Origin of the sequence: Streptomyces sp. NRRL S-455 (genome assembly GCF_000717875.1) — a bacterium.
Taxonomy (GTDB): Bacteria; Actinomycetota; Actinomycetes; order Streptomycetales; family Streptomycetaceae; genus Streptomyces.
The window spans coordinates 144,218-160,448 of the sequence record NZ_JOCT01000004.1; the positions used below are offsets into that span (position 1 = coordinate 144,218).

Here is a 16,231-nt window from a genome sequence, read left to right on the forward strand (position 1 = left end):
CCAGCCATTATCCCGCATCCCAGGACCCGATGACCAACATCAGTCGGCATCGCTTGGGCAACGCACGCGAGCAAAACCACTCAATTCGGCGATGAGGCTGCGATACTCCGCCACCGCACACGTATCCGCCTGACGAAGACGGACCGGATTTGTTTGACGCAGGTCACACGTCCGGTCCGGTCCCCGCACGCCGATCTCGGTCATGCTGTCCTGCGGAGGGGACGTACCGGCCGGTACGTCCTCGAGCCGCGACACGGAGGGGATACGTCATGGCCGACACCGTGCTCTACGAGGTGAGCGACGGGCTCGCGACGATCACGCTGAACCGCCCGGAGGCGATGAACGCGCTGAACGTGGCGACCAAGGTCGCCCTGCGGGAGGCGGTCGAGTCCGCTGCGGGCGACGCCGCCGTGCGGGCGGTGCTGCTGACCGCAGCCGGTGACCGGGCGTTCTGCGTCGGGCAGGACCTCAAGGAGCACATCGGGCTGCTGGCCCAGGACCGTGAGGCGGGCTCGGGACAGACCATGAGCACGGTCCGGGAGCACTACAACCCGATCGTGCGGGCGCTGGCCGGGGCGGCGAAGCCGGTCGTCGCCGCCGTGAACGGGGTGGCGGCCGGGGCCGGCTTCGGCTTCGCGCTGGCGGCGGACTACCGGATCGTGGCGGACACGGCCGCGTTCAACACGTCGTTCGCCGGGGTGGCACTGACCGCCGACTCGGGGATCTCCTGGACGCTGCCTCGGGTGATCGGTCCTGGGCGCGCAGCTGACCTGCTGCTTTTCCCGCGGAGCATCAGTGCTCAGGAGGCCTACGAGCTGGGTATCGCCAATCGGCTGGTGCCGGGGGGTGAGCTGCGTGCGGAGGCCGAGAAGGTGGCGCGCGCGTTGGCCGAGGGGCCGACGGTGGCGTACGCGGCGTTGAAGGAGTCGGTGGGCTTCGGGCTGACGCACTCCTTGGAGGAGACCCTGGAGAAGGAGGACGAGCTGCAGACCCGGGCGGGGTCTTCCGAGGATCACGCGATCGCGGTTCAGGCCTTCGTCAACAAGGAGAAGCCGAAGTATCTGGGCCGCTGAGCCCGGGGGCCGGCGCCGTCGGGGACTGCGGGGTCCATGTGGCTGGTCGCGCCCACGCGGCGGAGCCGCAAGTCGACTCAGCCCCGCGCCCCCGACGGGGCGCTTCTCGCCACGCATGTTTCCAAGTGATCGTCGACCAGGCCGCACGCCTGCATCAGCGCGTACGCCGTGGTCGGGCCGACGAACCGCAGGCCCCGCTTCTTCAGGGCCTTGGACAGGGCCGTCGACTCGGGGGTGACGGGTGGGACGTCGGCGAGGGTCTTCGGGGCCGGACGGGACGTCGGGGCGGGGGCGTGGGACCAGATCAGTCCGTCCAGTTCGCCCGGGGCCCACTCGGCCAGCACGCGGGCGTTGGCGAGGGTCGCGTCGATCTTGGCGCGGTTGCGGATGATGCCGGTGTCGGCCAGGAGGCGCTCGCGGTCCGCGTCGGTGAACGCGGCCACGGACGCGATCTTGAAGTCGGCGAAGGCGGCGCGGAAGCCCTGGCGGCGGCGCAGGATCGTGATCCAGGACAGGCCGGACTGGAAGGCCTCCAGGCTCAGGCGCTCGTAGAGCGCGTCGTCGCCGTGGACCGGGCGGCCCCACTCCTCGTCGTGGTACGTCACGTACTCGGGGGCGGACAGGGCCCAGGGGCAGCGCAGCCCGCCGTCCGGGCCGGCCAGGGCGGTGCCGTCACTCACGGTCGGTCCTCCGGGCGCGGGGCGGGCTTGTCCATGGACACGTGGTTCTCCCCGGACGCGCGCACCGGGCCGTGGGCGGAGGCCTCCCGGGCTCCGGCCAGCGCGGACTCCAGGTCGGCGATGCGGGCGTCGCGTTCGGCGAGCTCGGCACCCAGGCGGCTGAGGGCGTCGTCCACGTCCGCCATGCGGTAGCCGCGGGCGGCCAGCGGGAAGCGGAGGGCCTCCACGTCAGCGCGGTCGACCGGGCGGTCCGGGGGCAGCGGGTCCCGCAGCCGCTCGGGGGCGGCCTCGGGCAGCGGGCCGTTCTCGCCGCCGCCCACCACGGCGAGGGTCACCGCGGCGACCACGACGGCGAGCGCGACGACCAGGAACAGGAACATAACCATCGCGGAGCCCCCACGGTCGGATGTCTCGGTGTCCTCGAAGGCTCGGAGGTCCGGAGTCCGCTGAGTCCTCGAAGTCGGATGTTGTCAGGCTCCGATCGTGCCATGTGATGGCGGCGGTTAGGGTCGCAGGCGGCGGAAGACGGGACGTACCAGGGAAGGTCACAGCGGATGCTCAGGCTGGGCAGGCGGGAATTCGAGCCGCACGAGCCGGTGGTCATGGCGATCGTGAACCGGACGCCGGACTCCTTCTACGACCAGGGGGCGACCTTCCGTGACGAGCCGGCGCTCGCGCGCGTGGAGCAGGCGGTGGCCGACGGCGCGGCGATCGTCGACATCGGCGGGGTCAAGGCCGGACCGGGCGAGGAGGTCACGGCCGAGGAGGAGGCCCGGCGGACGGTCGGCTTCGTGGCGGAGGTGCGGCGGCGCTTCCCGGACGTGATCATCAGCGTGGACACCTGGCGGGCCGAGGTGGGAGAGGCCGTCTGCGAGGCGGGGGCGGACCTGCTGAACGACGCGTGGGGCGGGGCGGACCCGGGGCTCGCGGAGGTCGCCGCGCGCTACGGCGTGGGGCTGGTGTGTACGCACGCGGGAGGTGCGGAGCCGCGGACCCGGCCGCATCGGACCGAGTACGACGATGTCATGGCCGACATCCTGGAGGTGACGGTCGGACTGGCCGAGCGGGCGGTGGGGCTGGGGGTGCCGCGGGAGTCGATCATGATCGATCCGGGGCATGACTTCGGGAAGAACACGCGGCACAGCCTGGAGGCGACGCGGCGGCTGGGCGAGATGGTCGCCACGGGGTGGCCGGTGCTGGTGTCGCTGTCCAACAAGGACTTCGTCGGAGAGACGTTGGACCGGCCCGTGAAGGAGCGGGTGGTGGGGACTCTGGCCACGACCGCGGTGTCCGCGTGGCTGGGGGCGCAGGTGTACCGGGTGCACGAGGTCGCGGAGACGCGGCAGGTGCTGGAGATGGTCGCGGCGATCGCGGGGTGGCGGGAGCCTGCGGTTGCCCGGCGTGGGCTGGCCTGAGGCGTTGAGCTGAGGTACCAGGGGGCTTCGCCCCCTGGACCCCCGGACCTGTGACCACCCGCCACCCGAAGCGGTCGGGCAAGAAGCCCGGCCCGAAGGCCCTCTAGCGGCCCGCCTCCTTGGACACCAGTGCCACCGCCTCGTCCACGTCGTCCGTCACGTGGAACAGCAGCAGGTCCTTCTCCGCCGCCTTCCCCTGCGCGATGACCGTCTTGCGGAGCCAGTCGACCAGACCGCCCCAGTACTCGGTGCCGAAGAGGACGATGGGGAAGCGGGTGACCTTCTGGGTCTGGACGAGGGTGAGGGCCTCGAAGAGTTCGTCCAGGGTGCCGAGGCCGCCGGGCAGGACGACGAAGCCCTGGGCGTACTTGACGAACATCATCTTCCGGACGAAGAAGTAGCGGAAGTTCAGGCCGATGTCGACGTACTGGTTCAGCCCCTGCTCGAACGGCAGCTCGATGCCGAGGCCGACCGAGATGCCGCTCGCCTCGACGGCGCCCTTGTTGGCCGCCTCCATCGCGCCCGGGCCGCCGCCCGTGATGACCGCGAAGCCCGCGTCGACCAGGCCCCGGCCCAGCCGGACGCCCGCCTCGTACTCGGGTGAGTCCGCCGGGGTCCGGGCCGAGCCGAACACACTGATCGCGGGCGGGAGTTCGGCGAGCGTGCCGAAGCCCTCGATGAACTCCGACTGGATGCGCAGCACACGCCAGGGGTCGGTGTGGACCCAGTCGGAGGGGGCTCGCTCGTCCAGCAGCCGCTGGTCGGTGGTGCTGGCCTGCACCTGGTCCCGCCTCTGGAGGACCGGGCCCAGGCGCTTTTCCTCCGGCGGCTGCTGCTTCCCCTCGGGGTTGCCGGTCGCCATGTGCGCTCCCTCCGTCGTGCCGGTCGTTCCGCCTCAGCGTAGATCTACGCGGGTTACGAACGAGGGACCTGAGCATGTCCGCGTTGGAGCGCCGTAAACACGATGGCGTCCCGGCGGGGTCAGGCGGTCAGCCAGTTCCGCAGCCGCTCCTCGCCCGCGAGGATCTTCGCGATCTCCACGCGCTCGTCCCGCTTGTGCGCCAAGTGGGGGTTGCCCGGGCCGTAGTTGACCGCCGGGACGCCCAGGGCCGAGAAGCGGGAGACGTCCGTCCAGCCGTACTTGGGCATCGGGGTGCCGCCGACCGCCTCGATGAACGCCTTCGCCGCCGGATGGGACAGACCGGGCATCGCCGCGGAGCTGTGGTCGACCACCTCGAACTCCTCCACCCCGCAGTCCGCGAAGACCTCGCGGACGTGGGCGACGGCCTCCTCGGGCGTGCGGTCGGGGGCGTAGCGGAAGTTGACGGTGACGACGCACTCGTCGGGGATGACGTTGCCGGCCACTCCCCCGCTGATGCCGACCGCGTTCAGGCCCTCGCGGTACTCCAGGCCGTCGATCACCGGCCAGCGCGGCTCGTAGGAGGCGAGGCGGGCGAGGATCGGGGCGGCGGCGTGGATGGCGTTGGAGCCCATCCAGCCGCGGGCCGAGTGGGCCCGCTCGCCCGTGGTCTTCAGCAGCACCCGCAGGGTGCCCTGGCAGCCGCCCTCGACCTGGCCGTCCGAGGGTTCCAGGAGGACCGCGAAGTCGCCCGCCAGCCAGTCGGGGCGGGTCTCGGCGACGTGCTTGAGGCCGTTCAGCTCCGCGGCGACCTCTTCGTTGTCGTAGAACACGAAGGTCAGGTCGCGGTTGGGGGCCGGGACCGTGGCCGCGATGCGCAGCTGCACGGCCACGCCCGACTTCATGTCGCAGGTGCCGCAGCCCCACAGGACGCCGTCCTCGTCGAGCCGGGAGGGGACGTTGTCCGCGATCGGGACGGTGTCGATGTGGCCGGCCAGGATCACCCGCTCCGAGCGGCCCAGGTTCGTCCGGGCCACGACGTTGTTGCCGTACCGGTCGACCGTCAGGTGGGGCAGCGCGCGCAGCGCTGTCTCGATGGCGTCCGCCAGCGGCTTCTCGGTGCCGCTCTCGGAGCGGAAGTCGACGAGCCGGGCGGTGAGCCGCGCGGCGTCCAGCGTGAGGTCAAGCGAGGTGTCGGCCATGGCGTCGACCCTAACGCGCCAGGTTCGGGGCCCACTGTGCGCATCCGGCCCAGGGCACTCGGTACTCTCCAGTATTTTGTACGTCGTGCCTGAGCCGTCCCCCACTCCCAAGCGTCGTGGCCGCCTCTTCCGAGCCGGATCCGCGTTCGTGATCCTGCTCGCGGTCGCCGGTTACCTCGTCGTGCAGTACGTCACCGGAGGCACCGGTGGTCCGGGCTGCAAGGTCGTCTCCGGAAAGGGCGACGGAGCGTCGTACGAGTTCACTCCCGAGCAGGCGGTGAACGCGGCCACGATCACGGCCGTCGGTACCGGGCGGGGCCTGCCGGAACGGGCCGTGACCATCGCGCTGGCGACCGCGCTGCAGGAGTCGGCCCTGCGCAACATCAGCCACGGCGACCGGGACTCCCTCGGCCTGTTCCAGCAGCGGCCCTCGCAGGGCTGGGGCACGCCGAAGGAGATCATGGACCCGTCGTACTCGGCCGGTGAGTTCTACGACCACCTGGTCAAGGTGCCCGGCTACACGCGGCTGCCGCTCACCGTCGCCGCGCAGCGCGTGCAGCGCAGCGGGTTCCCGCAGGCCTACGCCAAGCACGAGCCGGACGCGGCGCTGCTCGCCGCGGCGCTCACCGGGCAGTCCGCCGCCACGCTGACCTGCGAGGGCCGTCCGGCCGCGACCCGGGCGACCGGCCCGGACGGGGTGCGTGCCGCGCTGGTGCGGGACTTCGGGCGTGATGTGCTGGTGCCGGCCGGTGCCCAGGCGGGCGGCTCCTCCGCGGCCACTCCGGCGCCGTCCCCGAGCGGTTCGGGCGGGTCCGGCGGGCGGACCGTGACGTTGCCGGTGACCGAGGACACCGGTTCCGCCACCGGGCGCGACGCCGGGCGGCGTGGCTGGCAACTGGCGCACTGGGCCGTGGCCAACGCTTCCGAGCTGCACATCGCGCGCGTCACGTACGCGGGGCGGGAGTGGGTCGCCGGGAACACCGCAAGCGAGTGGCGGGCCGCCTCGGCCAAGGGCACCGCCGGCGGGGAACGGGACACGGACGCCGTCCGTATCGTCACCATGCGCTAGGCCGTGGCACTACCGCGCAGGGGTGCGGGACTTCCCCCGTGGGGGTTGCGTGTGCGGCTCGGCCGCGTCGGTGCGCGCCGGCTTTCGGGCCCGCGCCCGGGAAGCCCTGAGAATCCTTGGGGGCCAAGGGGTTGAAGGATTCGGCAGGCGCTCCGGCGGGGGTGTTATTGCCCGTTTGTCCACACCGATTATGCGACGCATTGCCAATTCTTTACGTTTCGACGCCGCAACCTTCGCGGGGTTCGAGCGGTAGTCACTGCGTCCGATCCGGGGGCGGCCAACAGCCAGTCGGTCAGCCCCGGAGCCAGTCGGACCTCTCACGAACCTCACTGTTCTCTCCGTCGAAGGAGCACCATGTCCCTCCCCCTGACCCGCCGGATCGCCCGTGCCGCGCTGATCGTCGCTGCCGGAGCGGCTGCCGGGGTCGGCGCGGCCGGCTCCGCCAGCGCGGCCCCCGAGCTGCCGGCCAACCCGAACCTCGGCGGTCTGACCGCCCTGGACGGGGCGAGCGTCGGCAACACCGTCGACGGCACGGCGCGGGACGTCACCAAGTCCGCGGGCGACACCGGCGGCAAGACGGTCAAGAAGGCGGTGCCGTCCGCGGGCAAGATCGGCGGCAAGACGGTCAAGCAGGCCACGCCCGCCGCGCAGAAGGCGGCCGGTGACGCGGCCGGTTCCGCCGGACAGCTCGTCGGCGAGACGGCCGGTTCCGCCCAGGGGGGTCTGCCCACGAACTCCCTGGCGAAGGGCCCGGGCAAGGGCTCGCTGCCGACGAAGGGGCTGCCGGTCGGCTGACGCCGGGCGGTGGCCGCCGAAGGGGTCCAGGGTGTTTCCCTGGACCCCTTCGGTCTGTGTCCGGGTGGGTGCCGCAGGTGGATGCGGCTGGGTGGGACCCGTGCCCACGGCGGCTACAGGCGTCGCACCGCCGCCGCGACCCTCTCGTCCGTCGCCGTCAGGGCGACCCGGACGAACTCCGCGCCCGCCTCGCCGTAGAAGTCGCCCGGCGCCACGAGGATGCCTCGCTCCGCCAGGTGGGCGACCGTGTCCCAGCAGGATTCGCCCCTGGTGGCCCACAGGTAGAGGCTGGCCTCGCTGTGCTCGATGCGGAAGCCGTGGGAGAGGAGCGCCTCGCGCAGGAGCTCGCGGCGGGCGGCGTAGCGCTCCCGCTGGACGCGGACGTGGTCGTCGTCGCCCAGGGCCGCCACGACCGCCGCCTGCGTCGGTGCGGACGTCATCATGCCGCCGTGCTTGCGGATCTCCAGGAGCGGGCCGAGGACGGCCGGGTCACCGGCCAGGAAGGCCGCGCGGTAGCCGGCGAGGTTCGAGCGCTTGGACAGGGAGTGGACGGCGACGATGCCGTCGTAGGAGCCGCCGTTGACGTCGGGGTGCAGCACCGAGACCGGGTCGGCCTCCCAGCCCAGCTCCAGGTAGCACTCGTCGGAGAAGAGCAGGATGCCGTGCGAGCGGGCCCAGGCGACGATCCGGGTGAGCTCCGCCTTCGGCAGGACCTTGCCGGTGGGGTTCGACGGGGAGTTCAGCCAGAGGAGCTTCAGGCCCTCGGGGTCCAGCTCCGTCGGGTCGTCGTAGACCTCGTACGCGGCGCGGGCCAGGCGGGCGCCGACCTCGTACGTCGGGTAGGCGAGGCGCGGGTGGGCCACCCGGTCGCCGGGGCCGAGGCCGAGCTGGGTCGGGAGCCAGGCGACGAGCTCCTTGGAGCCGACGATCGGCAGGACGTGGCGGTGGGTGACGTCCCGGGCGCCGAGGCGGCGTTCCACCCAGCCGGTGATCGCGTCGCGCAGCTCGGGCGTGCCCCAGACGGTCGGATAACCCGGCGAGTCGGCGGCGGCCACCAGCGCCTTCTGGATCAGCTCGGGGACCGGGTCGACCGGGGTACCGACGGACAGGTCCACGATGCCGTCCGGATGGGCGGCGGCCGTGGCCTTGAACGGCGTCAGCTTGTCCCAGGGGAAGGTGGGAAGGCGGTCGGAGACTGCGGACACGGGTTCTGGCTCACTTTCTGGTTCGCACGAGCCGTCGTACGGCAAACGCCCCGGCCCCGTGCGGCGACCAGGACGTGATCGGGCCGTACGGGACCGAGGCGGCACGGTGTGCGGGCCGCTCGAGGTGACTAGGCCTGCGGCGGCAGCGCGGCGATGAAGGGGTGGTCGCGTTCGATCAGCCCCAGCTTGCTGGCGCCGCCGGGCGAGCCGAGCTCGTCGAAGAACTCGACGTTCGCCTTGTAGTAGTCCTTCCACTCCTCCGGGGTGTCGTCCTCGTAGAAGATCGCCTCGACCGGGCAGACCGGCTCGCAGGCACCACAGTCGACGCATTCGTCCGGGTGGATGTACAAGGACCGCTGGCCCTCGTAGATGCAGTCGACCGGGCACTCCTCGATGCACGCCTTGTCCTTGACGTCGACACAAGGCTGCGCGATGACGTAGGTCACGCTGTCGTTCCTCCTCGATAGGGCGCTGGCGGGCCTCCTCAGGCTCCGCCGCCTGGCGCGCGGGAGCGCGGCGTCGTCGATGCCCGCCCCTAGTATCTCCGTTCCTGGGCATGATCCGAACAGGAGGGGTGAACTGACCTGTGGAAATCTCTGCCGCCGGGCGACTCGAGGTCCGTATCACCGCTGCTGACGTGGGAAAACGGGTCTCCGTGCGGAGCTTGATCGAACATGGGGCTCCGGGTGAGAAGTTCACCGACACGGTCGGTGTTCTCACATCATGGGACAAGGGTGTGCTGCTGATCACACGGAAGGGCGGCGAGAGCGTCCGCATCGCGGAATCCGCGCTGGTCGCGGGCAAGGTGGTGCCCTCCGCCCCGGCGCGTCGCCGGGGCCCTGCCGCCTCCTACGAGGAACTGGCCCGGGTCGCCGCGCGGGCCTGGCCCCCCGTGGAGAGCGAGCGGCTCGGCGCGTGGGAGCTGCGGGCCGCCTCCGGATTCACGCGGCGGGCCAACTCGGTGCTGCCGCTCGGTGACCCGGGTGTGCCGCTCGACGAGGCGCTCGACACCGTGCGGCGCTGGTACGGCGAGCGCGGGCTGCCCGCCTACGTCCAGACCGCGACCGGGGCCGAGGGCACGCAGGAGCTGCTCTGTGCCCAGCTGGAGGACCGGGGCTGGGTGCGGGAGGTGACCGCCGAACTGTGGACCGGACCGCTCGCACCGGTCGCCGACCGCGCCGATCCGTCGGGGGTCGTGCTGTCCCGGGAGGCGGACGGGGCGTGGCTGGCCCGCTACCGGCGCAAGGGTGTGAGTGAGGTGGCGCTGCGGGTGCTCCGGGGCGGGCCGTCGGTGTGGTTCGCGACCGTGCCGGGCGCGGTGGAGGGGGCTCCTCCGGCCGCCATCGGGCGGTGTGTCGTGGACGGGCGGTGGGCCGGGTTCGCCGCGGTCGAGGTCGATCCGGCGCTGCGTCGGCAGGGCGTGGGCACGGCCGTGATGGCGGCGCTGGCCCGGCGGGCACTCGACGAGGGGGCCTCGGCGGCGTGGCTCCAGGTCGAGGCCGACAATGAGGGAGCGCGGGCGTTGTACGCCGGGATGGGCTTCGCCGCGCACCACGCCTACCACCACTACCGGGCGCCGGATGCCGGCGGCACCGGAACGCCCGGGTAGCCGATCGTCGTGAGAGGGCACCAGCCAGTCATGCGTCCCCCGTACCCCCCGCCCCCGGAACGCTCCGCCGAGCTGCGGCGGCGGTTCGCCGAAGAGGCCCGCTCCGAGCGGCCCGATCTGTCGACGCTGTGCCTGCTGGTGGGCGCGGAGGCGGACGGCGGGCTGGACGAGGCGGGCCTGGACGCGGCGCAGGTCGAGCTGGACCGGCTGGCCGGGCTGCTGCCGTACCGGCCCGGGGGGCCGCGGGCGTGGGCGGTCGCCCTGCGGGAGCTGCTCGGTGACCGGCTGGGCTACCACGGCACTCCGGCCGACTACCGGCGGCTGGAGTCCTCACTGCTGCACGAGGTGCTGCGGCGGCGTCGTGGGCTGCCGATCCTGCTGTCCGTGGTGTGGATGGAGGTGGCCCGGCGGGCCGGGGCGCCGGTGTACGGGGTGGCGCTGCCGGGGCATTTCGTGGTCGGGTTCGGGGCCGACGAGGGGCGGGTGCTGGCCGACCCGTTCGACGGTGGGCGGGTGCTGACCGGGGCGGACGCGGAGTTGCTGGTGGTGGGGGCGACGGGGACTCGGCTGGAGCCGTCGATGTTGCGGCCCGCTGATCCACTGGATGTGGTGCTGCGGATTCTGAACAACGTGCGGGCGTGGGCCGCGGCCCGGCCCGAGCGGTCGGATGTGGCGCTGTGGGCGGTGGAGCTGTCGTTGCTGCTGCCGTCGCATCCGGCTCGGCTGCGGTACGAGCGGGCGCAGTTGCTGGTGCGGCGGGGGGATTTCCTCGGCGGGGCTCTGGAGCTGGAGGCCTATGCGGAGGTGGTCGGGGCGGTGGACGCGTCCGCGGCCGAGGGGGTGCGGGGGGAGGCGTCGGCGGCCAGGGCCATGTTGAACTGACCGCGGCCGTGTTCTCGTGCGACCCGGACCGCCTCGGCCCGGTTTCTCACCGCCCGTTTCTAGGACGGAAGTGACTGCTCCGCCCAAATGATCTTTCCTTCGGGGAGCTGACGGGTGCCCCAGCCCTGGGTGAGCTGCGCGACGAGGAGCAGTCCGCGTCCGCCTTCGTCGAAGGTACGGGCCCGGCGCAGGTGGGGTGCGGTCGTGCTGCCGTCGGAGACTTCACAGATGAGCGTGCGGTCGTAGATCAGTCTCAGCTCGATGGGGGGCCGGGCGTGCCGGATGGCGTTGGTGACCAGTTCGCTGACGACCAGCTCGGTGATGAACCCGGCATGGTCGAGACCCCACTCGGACAGTTGCCTGCAGGCGGCCTTGCGGGTCTCGGCGACCGCGGCGGGATCCGGCGACACCGGCCAGCTCGCCACGTGGGACGCGTCGAGGGCTCGCGTGCGCGCCACCAGGAGCGCCGCGTCGTCGGAGGGGCGTTCCACGAGCAGGGCGCGCAGCAAGGCGTCGCAGGTGGCCTCCAGATCAGGAGCCGGTCGCCGCAGCACCTCGCGCATCGCGGCGATCCCCTCGTCGATGTCACGGCCGCGGGTCTCGACGAGCCCGTCCGTGTAGAGGACGAGCAGACTGCCCTCGGCCAGCTCCAGCTCGGTCGACTCGAAGGGCAGGCTGCCCAGACCGAGGGGAGGCCCTGCCGGAACCTCCAGGAACTCGACGGTGCCGTCAGGCGCCACGAGGGCGGGCACGGGGTGACCCGCGCGGGCGATCGTGCAGCAGCGGGAGACCGGGTCGTACACGGCGTAGAGGCAGGTGGCGCCGACGTCGCCGTCGGGCAGGCCCAGGGGGGCTTCCTGGCCCGCCAGGCGGTTGACCAGGTCGTCGAGGTGGGTCAGCAACTCGTCGGGGGGCAGGTCGACATCTGCCAGGGTGCGTACGGCGGTGCGCAGCCGCCCCATGGTCGCCGAGGCCTGGATGCCGTGGCCCACGACGTCGCCGACGACCAGAGCGACCCGGGCACCGGAGAGCGGAATGACGTCGAACCAGTCGCCGCCCACACCGGCCCGGGCGCTGGCGGGCAGATAGCGGGAGGCGACCTCCAGGGCCGCCTGCTCGGGGAGACGCTGTGGCAGCAGGCTGTTCTGCAGGGTGAGGGAGGTGTCGCGCTCGCGGGTGTAGCGCCGGGCGTTGTCGATGCACACGGCGGCGCGGGCGGTGATCTCCTGGCCCAGCAGCAGATCGTCCTGCTCGAAGCGCTGGGGCCGTCGGTGGCGGGAGAACGTGGCCACTCCCAAGGTGAGGCCCCGCGCGCGCATGGGCACCGCCAGCACCGAATGGAAACCGAACCGCCGCATCCGTTCGGCCCGATGCGGGGCCGTCCGGTCCAGTTCCTCCAGGGCGGCGGGCGTGATGTGCTCGATGATCGGCCGCCCCGCGGCCAGGCAGACCGCCGCGGTGGAGCCCTCCGGATAGGCGGCCACCGTCCCGTGCGGCACCACGGTTTCGGGGAGGCCCTCCAGAACCGACTGGGAGGCGACCCGCCGCAGCATCACCGGCCCGTGCGGTGAGCCCTGCGGGGGGTCCTCACCCCCTTCGATCGCGGGCAGGAGATCGACTGTGACGAAGTCCGCGAACCGCGGGACGGCCACGTCGGCCAGTTCCTGAGCGGTACGGGGCAGGTCCAGGGTGCTGCCGATCCGCAGGCTGGCGTCGTCGACCAGGACCAGTCGCTGCCGTGCGAGGTACTGCTCCGTCACGTCGTGCGCCGACAGCAGGACACCGTCGGCTCGCCGCCCGTCGGCGTCCCGCACCGGGACGAGGGACACCGACCACACGCTCTCCCGTTCGTGACCGGCGAGGTGCAGCGCGGCTCCCAGCTCCTGGAGACGACCGGTCCGCAGCGCGGCCCGCATGCCCTCCTCAGCCCGCTCGCTCTCCGGGTCGAGGACGATCTCCGTCACCCGCAGCCCGCGCATCTCCGCCTCGGGCAGGCCGATCACCCGTTCCATGTCCGCGTTCGCCCAGCGCAACCGCAGTCCGGCGTCGTACAGGGCCATGGAGTAGGGAGCCTGCGCGAATCCACGCCGCACGAACGCATCACCCTCGGGCGTCGGTTCCGGACGGGCGACCGGTGACACCAGCAGCCAGTCGTCGTCCCCGTCGTTCTCCCGGTGATGGGCCAGCAGCCCGACGGCGAGGCGGTGACCGTCCCGGTGCAGCAGCCTGGCCGTCCCGCTCCACCTTGGCAGGCCGGTCAGCGAGGCCGGCACCTGAGCGTCGGCGGCGTCCGCGAGCAGCCGGGCCGCGGGCCGGCCGACCACTTCGCCGGCCCGGTATCCGAGCAGCCGCCGGGCCCCTTCGTTCCACGCGGTCACGACACCGTGACCATCGACGACGGCCCTGGCAGTGGCCGCCTCGTCGACATCTGCCGGCGACCAGGCGCTCGACGGGCCCTCGTCCCGGGCGGACGCGGATCCGGTCATGACCTCATCTCGCCTCACTCCCGCCCCGCGTCCGTCTGCCCGGGAGCGCCCCGAACCCGAGGTTCGCCGCACCTTCATCTCTTACGACACTAGACATCAAGGGTGACAGATATGTGCGAATGGGTCCTCATGGCAGGTCGGCGGCACCCACCCTGGGCGCGGGCGTCCGAAGTGCCGGATGACGGACGTCATGCCGCCAGGTGACGGCGAGAGCCCCAGCCCTCACTCACCCGGGCTGGGGCTCTCGTACGTCGGCCGGCCGGAGGTCAGTTCGGCTTGGTGTCGATGACCACGGTGCGCTCCGCCGTCGTCTTGCCGCGCAGTGCCTTGCGCAGCGCGGTGACGACGTCCTGCGGCAGCACGTCGCGCTTTCCGCTCGCGGTCTCGATCTGCACACCGTCGAAGGTCGTGCCGTACGCCTCCTTGAGCGCCTCCAGGTTGTAGGTGTCCACGAGCTTGCCGTCGACGGCCTTGAACCCGAGGATCTTCGGCAGCGACAACGCGCCGAACGGAATGCTGTGCGCCGGGTCGGTCTGCACGATGGCCTTGGCGGACATCGCGGGCTGCGCGAAGTCCTTCAGCACCCGGTCGACCTCGGCGTTCGAGACGGTCGGCCGGCGGGTGGTGGTCGGGAGGTTCACCGTGCCGGCCGCGCCGGTCTCCACCTGGGTGCGGTACGCCTCCTCGATCGCGGCGGTCGACTTGGCGACGTCGACGCCCTTGCCCGCCTTGCCGTACACGGGGACGGCCTTGCCGCCTTCGAACTTGATCGTGCCGTCGCTCGCCGAGCCGCCACCGCCCGCCGCGTTCTCGAGGGACGCGTGCAGCTTCTCCTCGTCGACGGGCATGACGGGTGTGACCACGCGGTGGTTGCCGAAGAGGGAGCCGATGACGGAGACCGGGTTGTAGTCGCTCTTCGCCGCCGCGTCGGCCGTGGCGTCCATGTCGAACTGGAGTCCGGCCTTGTCCGGGTCGAGGGACACGGTCCTGCCGTCCACCGACAGCTTCAGCGGCTTGCCCATGTTGCCGTCGAAGGCCTCGTCGAGCTTCTTGACCGCGCCGTCGCGAGTCGTGCCGCCGATGTCGACGCCGAGCACGGTGGTGCCCTTGGGCACGTCGGTGCGGTTCATCAGCAGTCCGGCGCCGTAGACGCCACCGGCGGCCACGACCACGCCCGCCGCGAGCAGCACGAGCTTGTTGCGGCCCTTCTTCTTCGGCGCCTTCGAGGAGCTCGCCGGGGACGGGGAGGCCGGCTCGGGCGGCTTCGGGGCCGTGTGGGGCGCCGGGCCGTCGCCGGACGCGCCAGGGCCGAAGGGCGAGGCCGCGCCGGGCGGTACGACGGGGATGCCGCTGGTGACGGTGTGTCCGGAGACGTTGTCGTGGCGGGGGCCACCGTAGCCCTGGCCGTCCGGGGGTTCGGGAGCCGGCTTCTGCGGGGTGAGGATGGCGGTGTCGTCACTCATGCCGCCGCCGGTGCCTGCTGCGCCCGGGCCGGTGGTCGCGGTGCCGGGGCCGCCGGGGCCGGTGGGGTCGGTGAAGGCACCAGGGCCGCCGGGCTTGCCCGGACCGTTGAAGATGCCGGGGGCGCCCGGCGCGCTGGAGCCCGCGGGGTCACCACCGCCGGGCCGCTGGAAAGCGACGGGGCGGCCGGCGGTGCCAGGGCCACCGGGCTCGTCGAAGTCACCGGCTCGGCCCGGGCCACCCGGCGCGTTGAAGGGACCAGGCCCACTGGGGGCACCAGGCCCGCCCGGCCCGGCAAAGCCTCCGGGGCCACCAGGAGCCCCGGGCCCACCGGCCTCGTCGAAGTCACCGGCTCGGCCCGGGCCACCGGGCTCGTCGAAGTCACCGGCTCGACCCGGGCCACCGGGCCCGCTGCGGCCACCGGGCCCACCCGCCGACGGCACCATCGGACCGTCCCCGGTGACCGGACCGCCGGTCGGGCCGGCAGGACCCCGGCTTCCGGAGCCACGGGACCCCTCGGCCTCGCCGAAGCCGTGGGGAGCGCCCGGGCCGCCGTAGCCACCCTGACCGTTCGTTCCGCTCTGTCCGCTCGGGCCACCGCCGTTCTCCGCGAAGTACGGCAGGTCGTCCCGGCGCGGCTCCTCACCGCCACCGCCCGGGGCGGGACGCGAACCGTTGCCCAGCGGGCCCGCCGCCAGCGCCTCGGTGACGTCGAAGGAGCCGGTGCCGCCACCGTGCCCGGGCGCGACGGGACCACCGGTCGCGCCGCCCGGCAGCCCGGAGCCGTTCGTGCCGCCGGACCGGGAACCGCCGGGCGCGCTCATGGAGCCGACCACGCCGCCAGGCCGCCCGGTGCCCGGTCGCGCCCCACCGGACGCCCCCGCGCCGGCCGGACCAGGCCCACCCGGACCGGAACCGCCCGGCAGACCGGCACCGTTGGTGGAGCCGCCGCCCTGACCGCCCTTGCCCGGACCGGACTTGCGGGGCGCGAACCAGTCGCTGGCCGGCTTGTCATCGGCCGACTGAGCGGACTCGGCGGGAGGCTCGACCGTGCCCGTGCCCCGGGACGTGGCGGCACCCGGCGGCGTCGACTCCTCGGCGCGCGTACCGGTGTCGCCCGCGCTCTCCGCGTCCGTGACGGGCTTGCGCACCACCACCGGCGGAATGGGCCGGGAGCCGGGGATGTTGATCCGGATCCGGGTCGTCAGCGTGGTCTCGGTCTTGCGTTCCTCCGGCCGCGTGGCCGAACGGCCCGCGTCCGTACCGCTGTCGGAGACCGCCGGAATCCCGTACGGCGGCGTACCCGACGGGTAGGCGGCTCCGCCGCGCCCGTTGGGCCCGGAGGACGGAGTGTCAGTTTCACGACTCAAGGCAGGTTCTCCCGGTTGGCTCCGCCGCCCGTCACAACCTCACGATGGGGGTCCCCCCTGCACGAGCGAAGTCGAGTGCTTGGGGGAGGCTCGGCGGCGCCCACCACCATACTGGCCACTTCTCA

The 16,231-nt window shown here is 72.8% G+C and carries 15 protein-coding genes; 6 read left to right on the forward strand and 9 right to left on the reverse strand.

Annotated features, from left to right (window positions below):
- Nucleotides 1-39: 39 nt before the first annotated feature.
- Entirely contained in the window at nucleotides 40-204 is a 165-nt protein-coding gene (locus IE97_RS41945) for a hypothetical protein (protein WP_158708243.1), read from the reverse strand.
- Between the two features lie 65 nt (nucleotides 205-269).
- On the opposite strand from IE97_RS41945, the gene IE97_RS0106265 reads away from it, so the two are divergent.
- Nucleotides 270-1,073 (forward strand): enoyl-CoA hydratase/isomerase family protein, encoded by an 804-nt coding sequence (locus IE97_RS0106265; RefSeq protein WP_030232549.1) that lies wholly within the window; start codon nucleotides 270-272, stop codon nucleotides 1,071-1,073.
- Between the two features lie 77 nt (nucleotides 1,074-1,150).
- On the opposite strand, the gene IE97_RS0106270 is transcribed toward IE97_RS0106265, so the two are convergent.
- Together IE97_RS0106270 and IE97_RS0106275 are read right to left on the reverse strand one after the other, a co-directional pair.
- Nucleotides 1,151-1,753 carry a DNA-3-methyladenine glycosylase I gene (locus IE97_RS0106270; RefSeq protein WP_030232551.1) on the reverse strand — a complete coding sequence of 201 codons (603 nt, stop codon included), beginning with the start codon at nucleotides 1,751-1,753 and terminating at the stop codon, nucleotides 1,151-1,153.
- Complete coding sequence (locus IE97_RS0106275) at nucleotides 1,750-2,133, reverse strand: DivIVA domain-containing protein (RefSeq protein WP_030232554.1); 384 nt, start codon at nucleotides 2,131-2,133, stop codon at nucleotides 1,750-1,752. The genes IE97_RS0106270 and IE97_RS0106275 overlap by 4 nt, the downstream gene beginning before the upstream one ends.
- A gap of 174 nt (nucleotides 2,134-2,307) precedes the next feature.
- Here IE97_RS0106275 and folP point away from each other — a divergent pair, with 174 nt between their 5' ends.
- Entirely contained in the window at nucleotides 2,308-3,168 is an 861-nt protein-coding gene (gene folP / locus IE97_RS0106280; protein ID WP_030232556.1) for a dihydropteroate synthase, read from the forward strand.
- A 103-nt stretch (nucleotides 3,169-3,271) separates the two neighbouring features.
- On the opposite strand, the gene IE97_RS0106285 is transcribed toward folP, so the two are convergent.
- Together IE97_RS0106285 and dapE are read right to left on the reverse strand one after the other, a co-directional pair.
- Nucleotides 3,272-4,030, reverse strand: coding sequence for a TIGR00730 family Rossman fold protein (locus IE97_RS0106285; RefSeq protein WP_030232557.1), 759 nt, complete (start codon nucleotides 4,028-4,030; stop codon nucleotides 3,272-3,274).
- A gap of 119 nt (nucleotides 4,031-4,149) precedes the next feature.
- Nucleotides 4,150-5,229, reverse strand: a complete 1,080-nt coding sequence (gene dapE, locus IE97_RS0106290; protein WP_030232559.1) for a succinyl-diaminopimelate desuccinylase — start codon at nucleotides 5,227-5,229, stop codon at nucleotides 4,150-4,152.
- 85 nt (nucleotides 5,230-5,314) lie between these two features.
- On the opposite strand from dapE, the gene IE97_RS0106295 reads away from it, so the two are divergent.
- Nucleotides 5,315-6,298: a hypothetical protein gene (locus tag IE97_RS0106295; RefSeq protein WP_030232561.1), complete on the forward strand. Its 984-nt coding sequence runs from the start codon at nucleotides 5,315-5,317 to the stop codon at nucleotides 6,296-6,298.
- A 354-nt stretch (nucleotides 6,299-6,652) separates the two neighbouring features.
- Entirely contained in the window at nucleotides 6,653-7,093 is a 441-nt protein-coding gene (locus tag IE97_RS0106300; RefSeq protein ID WP_030232563.1) for a hypothetical protein, read from the forward strand.
- A gap of 113 nt (nucleotides 7,094-7,206) precedes the next feature.
- Here the strand turns inward: IE97_RS0106300 and IE97_RS0106305 are convergent, their stop codons facing one another.
- Nucleotides 7,207-8,298, reverse strand: coding sequence for a bifunctional succinyldiaminopimelate transaminase/glutamate-prephenate aminotransferase (locus tag IE97_RS0106305; RefSeq protein WP_030232566.1), 1,092 nt, complete (start codon nucleotides 8,296-8,298; stop codon nucleotides 7,207-7,209).
- 128 nt (nucleotides 8,299-8,426) lie between these two features.
- Nucleotides 8,427-8,744 (reverse strand): ferredoxin, encoded by a 318-nt coding sequence (fdxA, locus tag IE97_RS0106310; RefSeq protein WP_004926152.1) that lies wholly within the window; start codon nucleotides 8,742-8,744, stop codon nucleotides 8,427-8,429.
- A 140-nt stretch (nucleotides 8,745-8,884) separates the two neighbouring features.
- On the opposite strand from fdxA, the gene IE97_RS0106315 reads away from it, so the two are divergent.
- Nucleotides 8,885-9,907, forward strand: a complete 1,023-nt coding sequence (locus IE97_RS0106315) for a GNAT family N-acetyltransferase (protein WP_030232570.1) — start codon at nucleotides 8,885-8,887, stop codon at nucleotides 9,905-9,907.
- Between the two features lie 30 nt (nucleotides 9,908-9,937).
- On the forward strand, nucleotides 9,938-10,789 hold the full coding sequence (locus IE97_RS0106320; protein ID WP_030232574.1) for a transglutaminase-like domain-containing protein: 852 nt from the start codon (nucleotides 9,938-9,940) through the stop codon (nucleotides 10,787-10,789).
- Nucleotides 10,790-10,848: 59 nt separating this feature from the next.
- On the opposite strand, the gene IE97_RS0106325 is transcribed toward IE97_RS0106320, so the two are convergent.
- Together IE97_RS0106325 and IE97_RS41950 are read right to left on the reverse strand one after the other, a co-directional pair.
- Nucleotides 10,849-13,275 carry a SpoIIE family protein phosphatase gene (locus IE97_RS0106325; RefSeq protein ID WP_030232579.1) on the reverse strand — a complete coding sequence of 809 codons (2,427 nt, stop codon included), beginning with the start codon at nucleotides 13,273-13,275 and terminating at the stop codon, nucleotides 10,849-10,851.
- A gap of 266 nt (nucleotides 13,276-13,541) precedes the next feature.
- Nucleotides 13,542-16,106, reverse strand: coding sequence for a hypothetical protein (locus tag IE97_RS41950; RefSeq protein WP_030232582.1), 2,565 nt, complete (start codon nucleotides 16,104-16,106; stop codon nucleotides 13,542-13,544).
- Nucleotides 16,107-16,231: the final 125 nt, after the last annotated feature.

What these genes read in the sequence shown, in the direction of transcription:
- IE97_RS0106265 (WP_030232549.1), top strand. Translation starts at nt 270, where the DNA reads ATGGCCGACACCGTGCTCTACGAGGTGAGCGACGGGCTCGCGACGATC.
- IE97_RS41945 (WP_158708243.1), bottom strand. Translation starts at nt 204, where the DNA reads ATGACCGAGATCGGCGTGCGGGGACCGGACCGGACGTGTGACCTGCGT.
- IE97_RS0106300 (WP_030232563.1), top strand. Translation starts at nt 6,653, where the DNA reads ATGTCCCTCCCCCTGACCCGCCGGATCGCCCGTGCCGCGCTGATCGTC.
- IE97_RS0106325 (WP_030232579.1), bottom strand. Translation starts at nt 13,275, where the DNA reads ATGACCGGATCCGCGTCCGCCCGGGACGAGGGCCCGTCGAGCGCCTGG.
- IE97_RS0106275 (WP_030232554.1), bottom strand. Translation starts at nt 2,133, where the DNA reads ATGTTCCTGTTCCTGGTCGTCGCGCTCGCCGTCGTGGTCGCCGCGGTG.
- IE97_RS0106320 (WP_030232574.1), top strand. Translation starts at nt 9,938, where the DNA reads ATGCGTCCCCCGTACCCCCCGCCCCCGGAACGCTCCGCCGAGCTGCGG.
- folP (WP_030232556.1), top strand. Translation starts at nt 2,308, where the DNA reads ATGCTCAGGCTGGGCAGGCGGGAATTCGAGCCGCACGAGCCGGTGGTC.
- IE97_RS0106285 (WP_030232557.1), bottom strand. Translation starts at nt 4,030, where the DNA reads ATGGCGACCGGCAACCCCGAGGGGAAGCAGCAGCCGCCGGAGGAAAAG.
- dapE (WP_030232559.1), bottom strand. Translation starts at nt 5,229, where the DNA reads ATGGCCGACACCTCGCTTGACCTCACGCTGGACGCCGCGCGGCTCACC.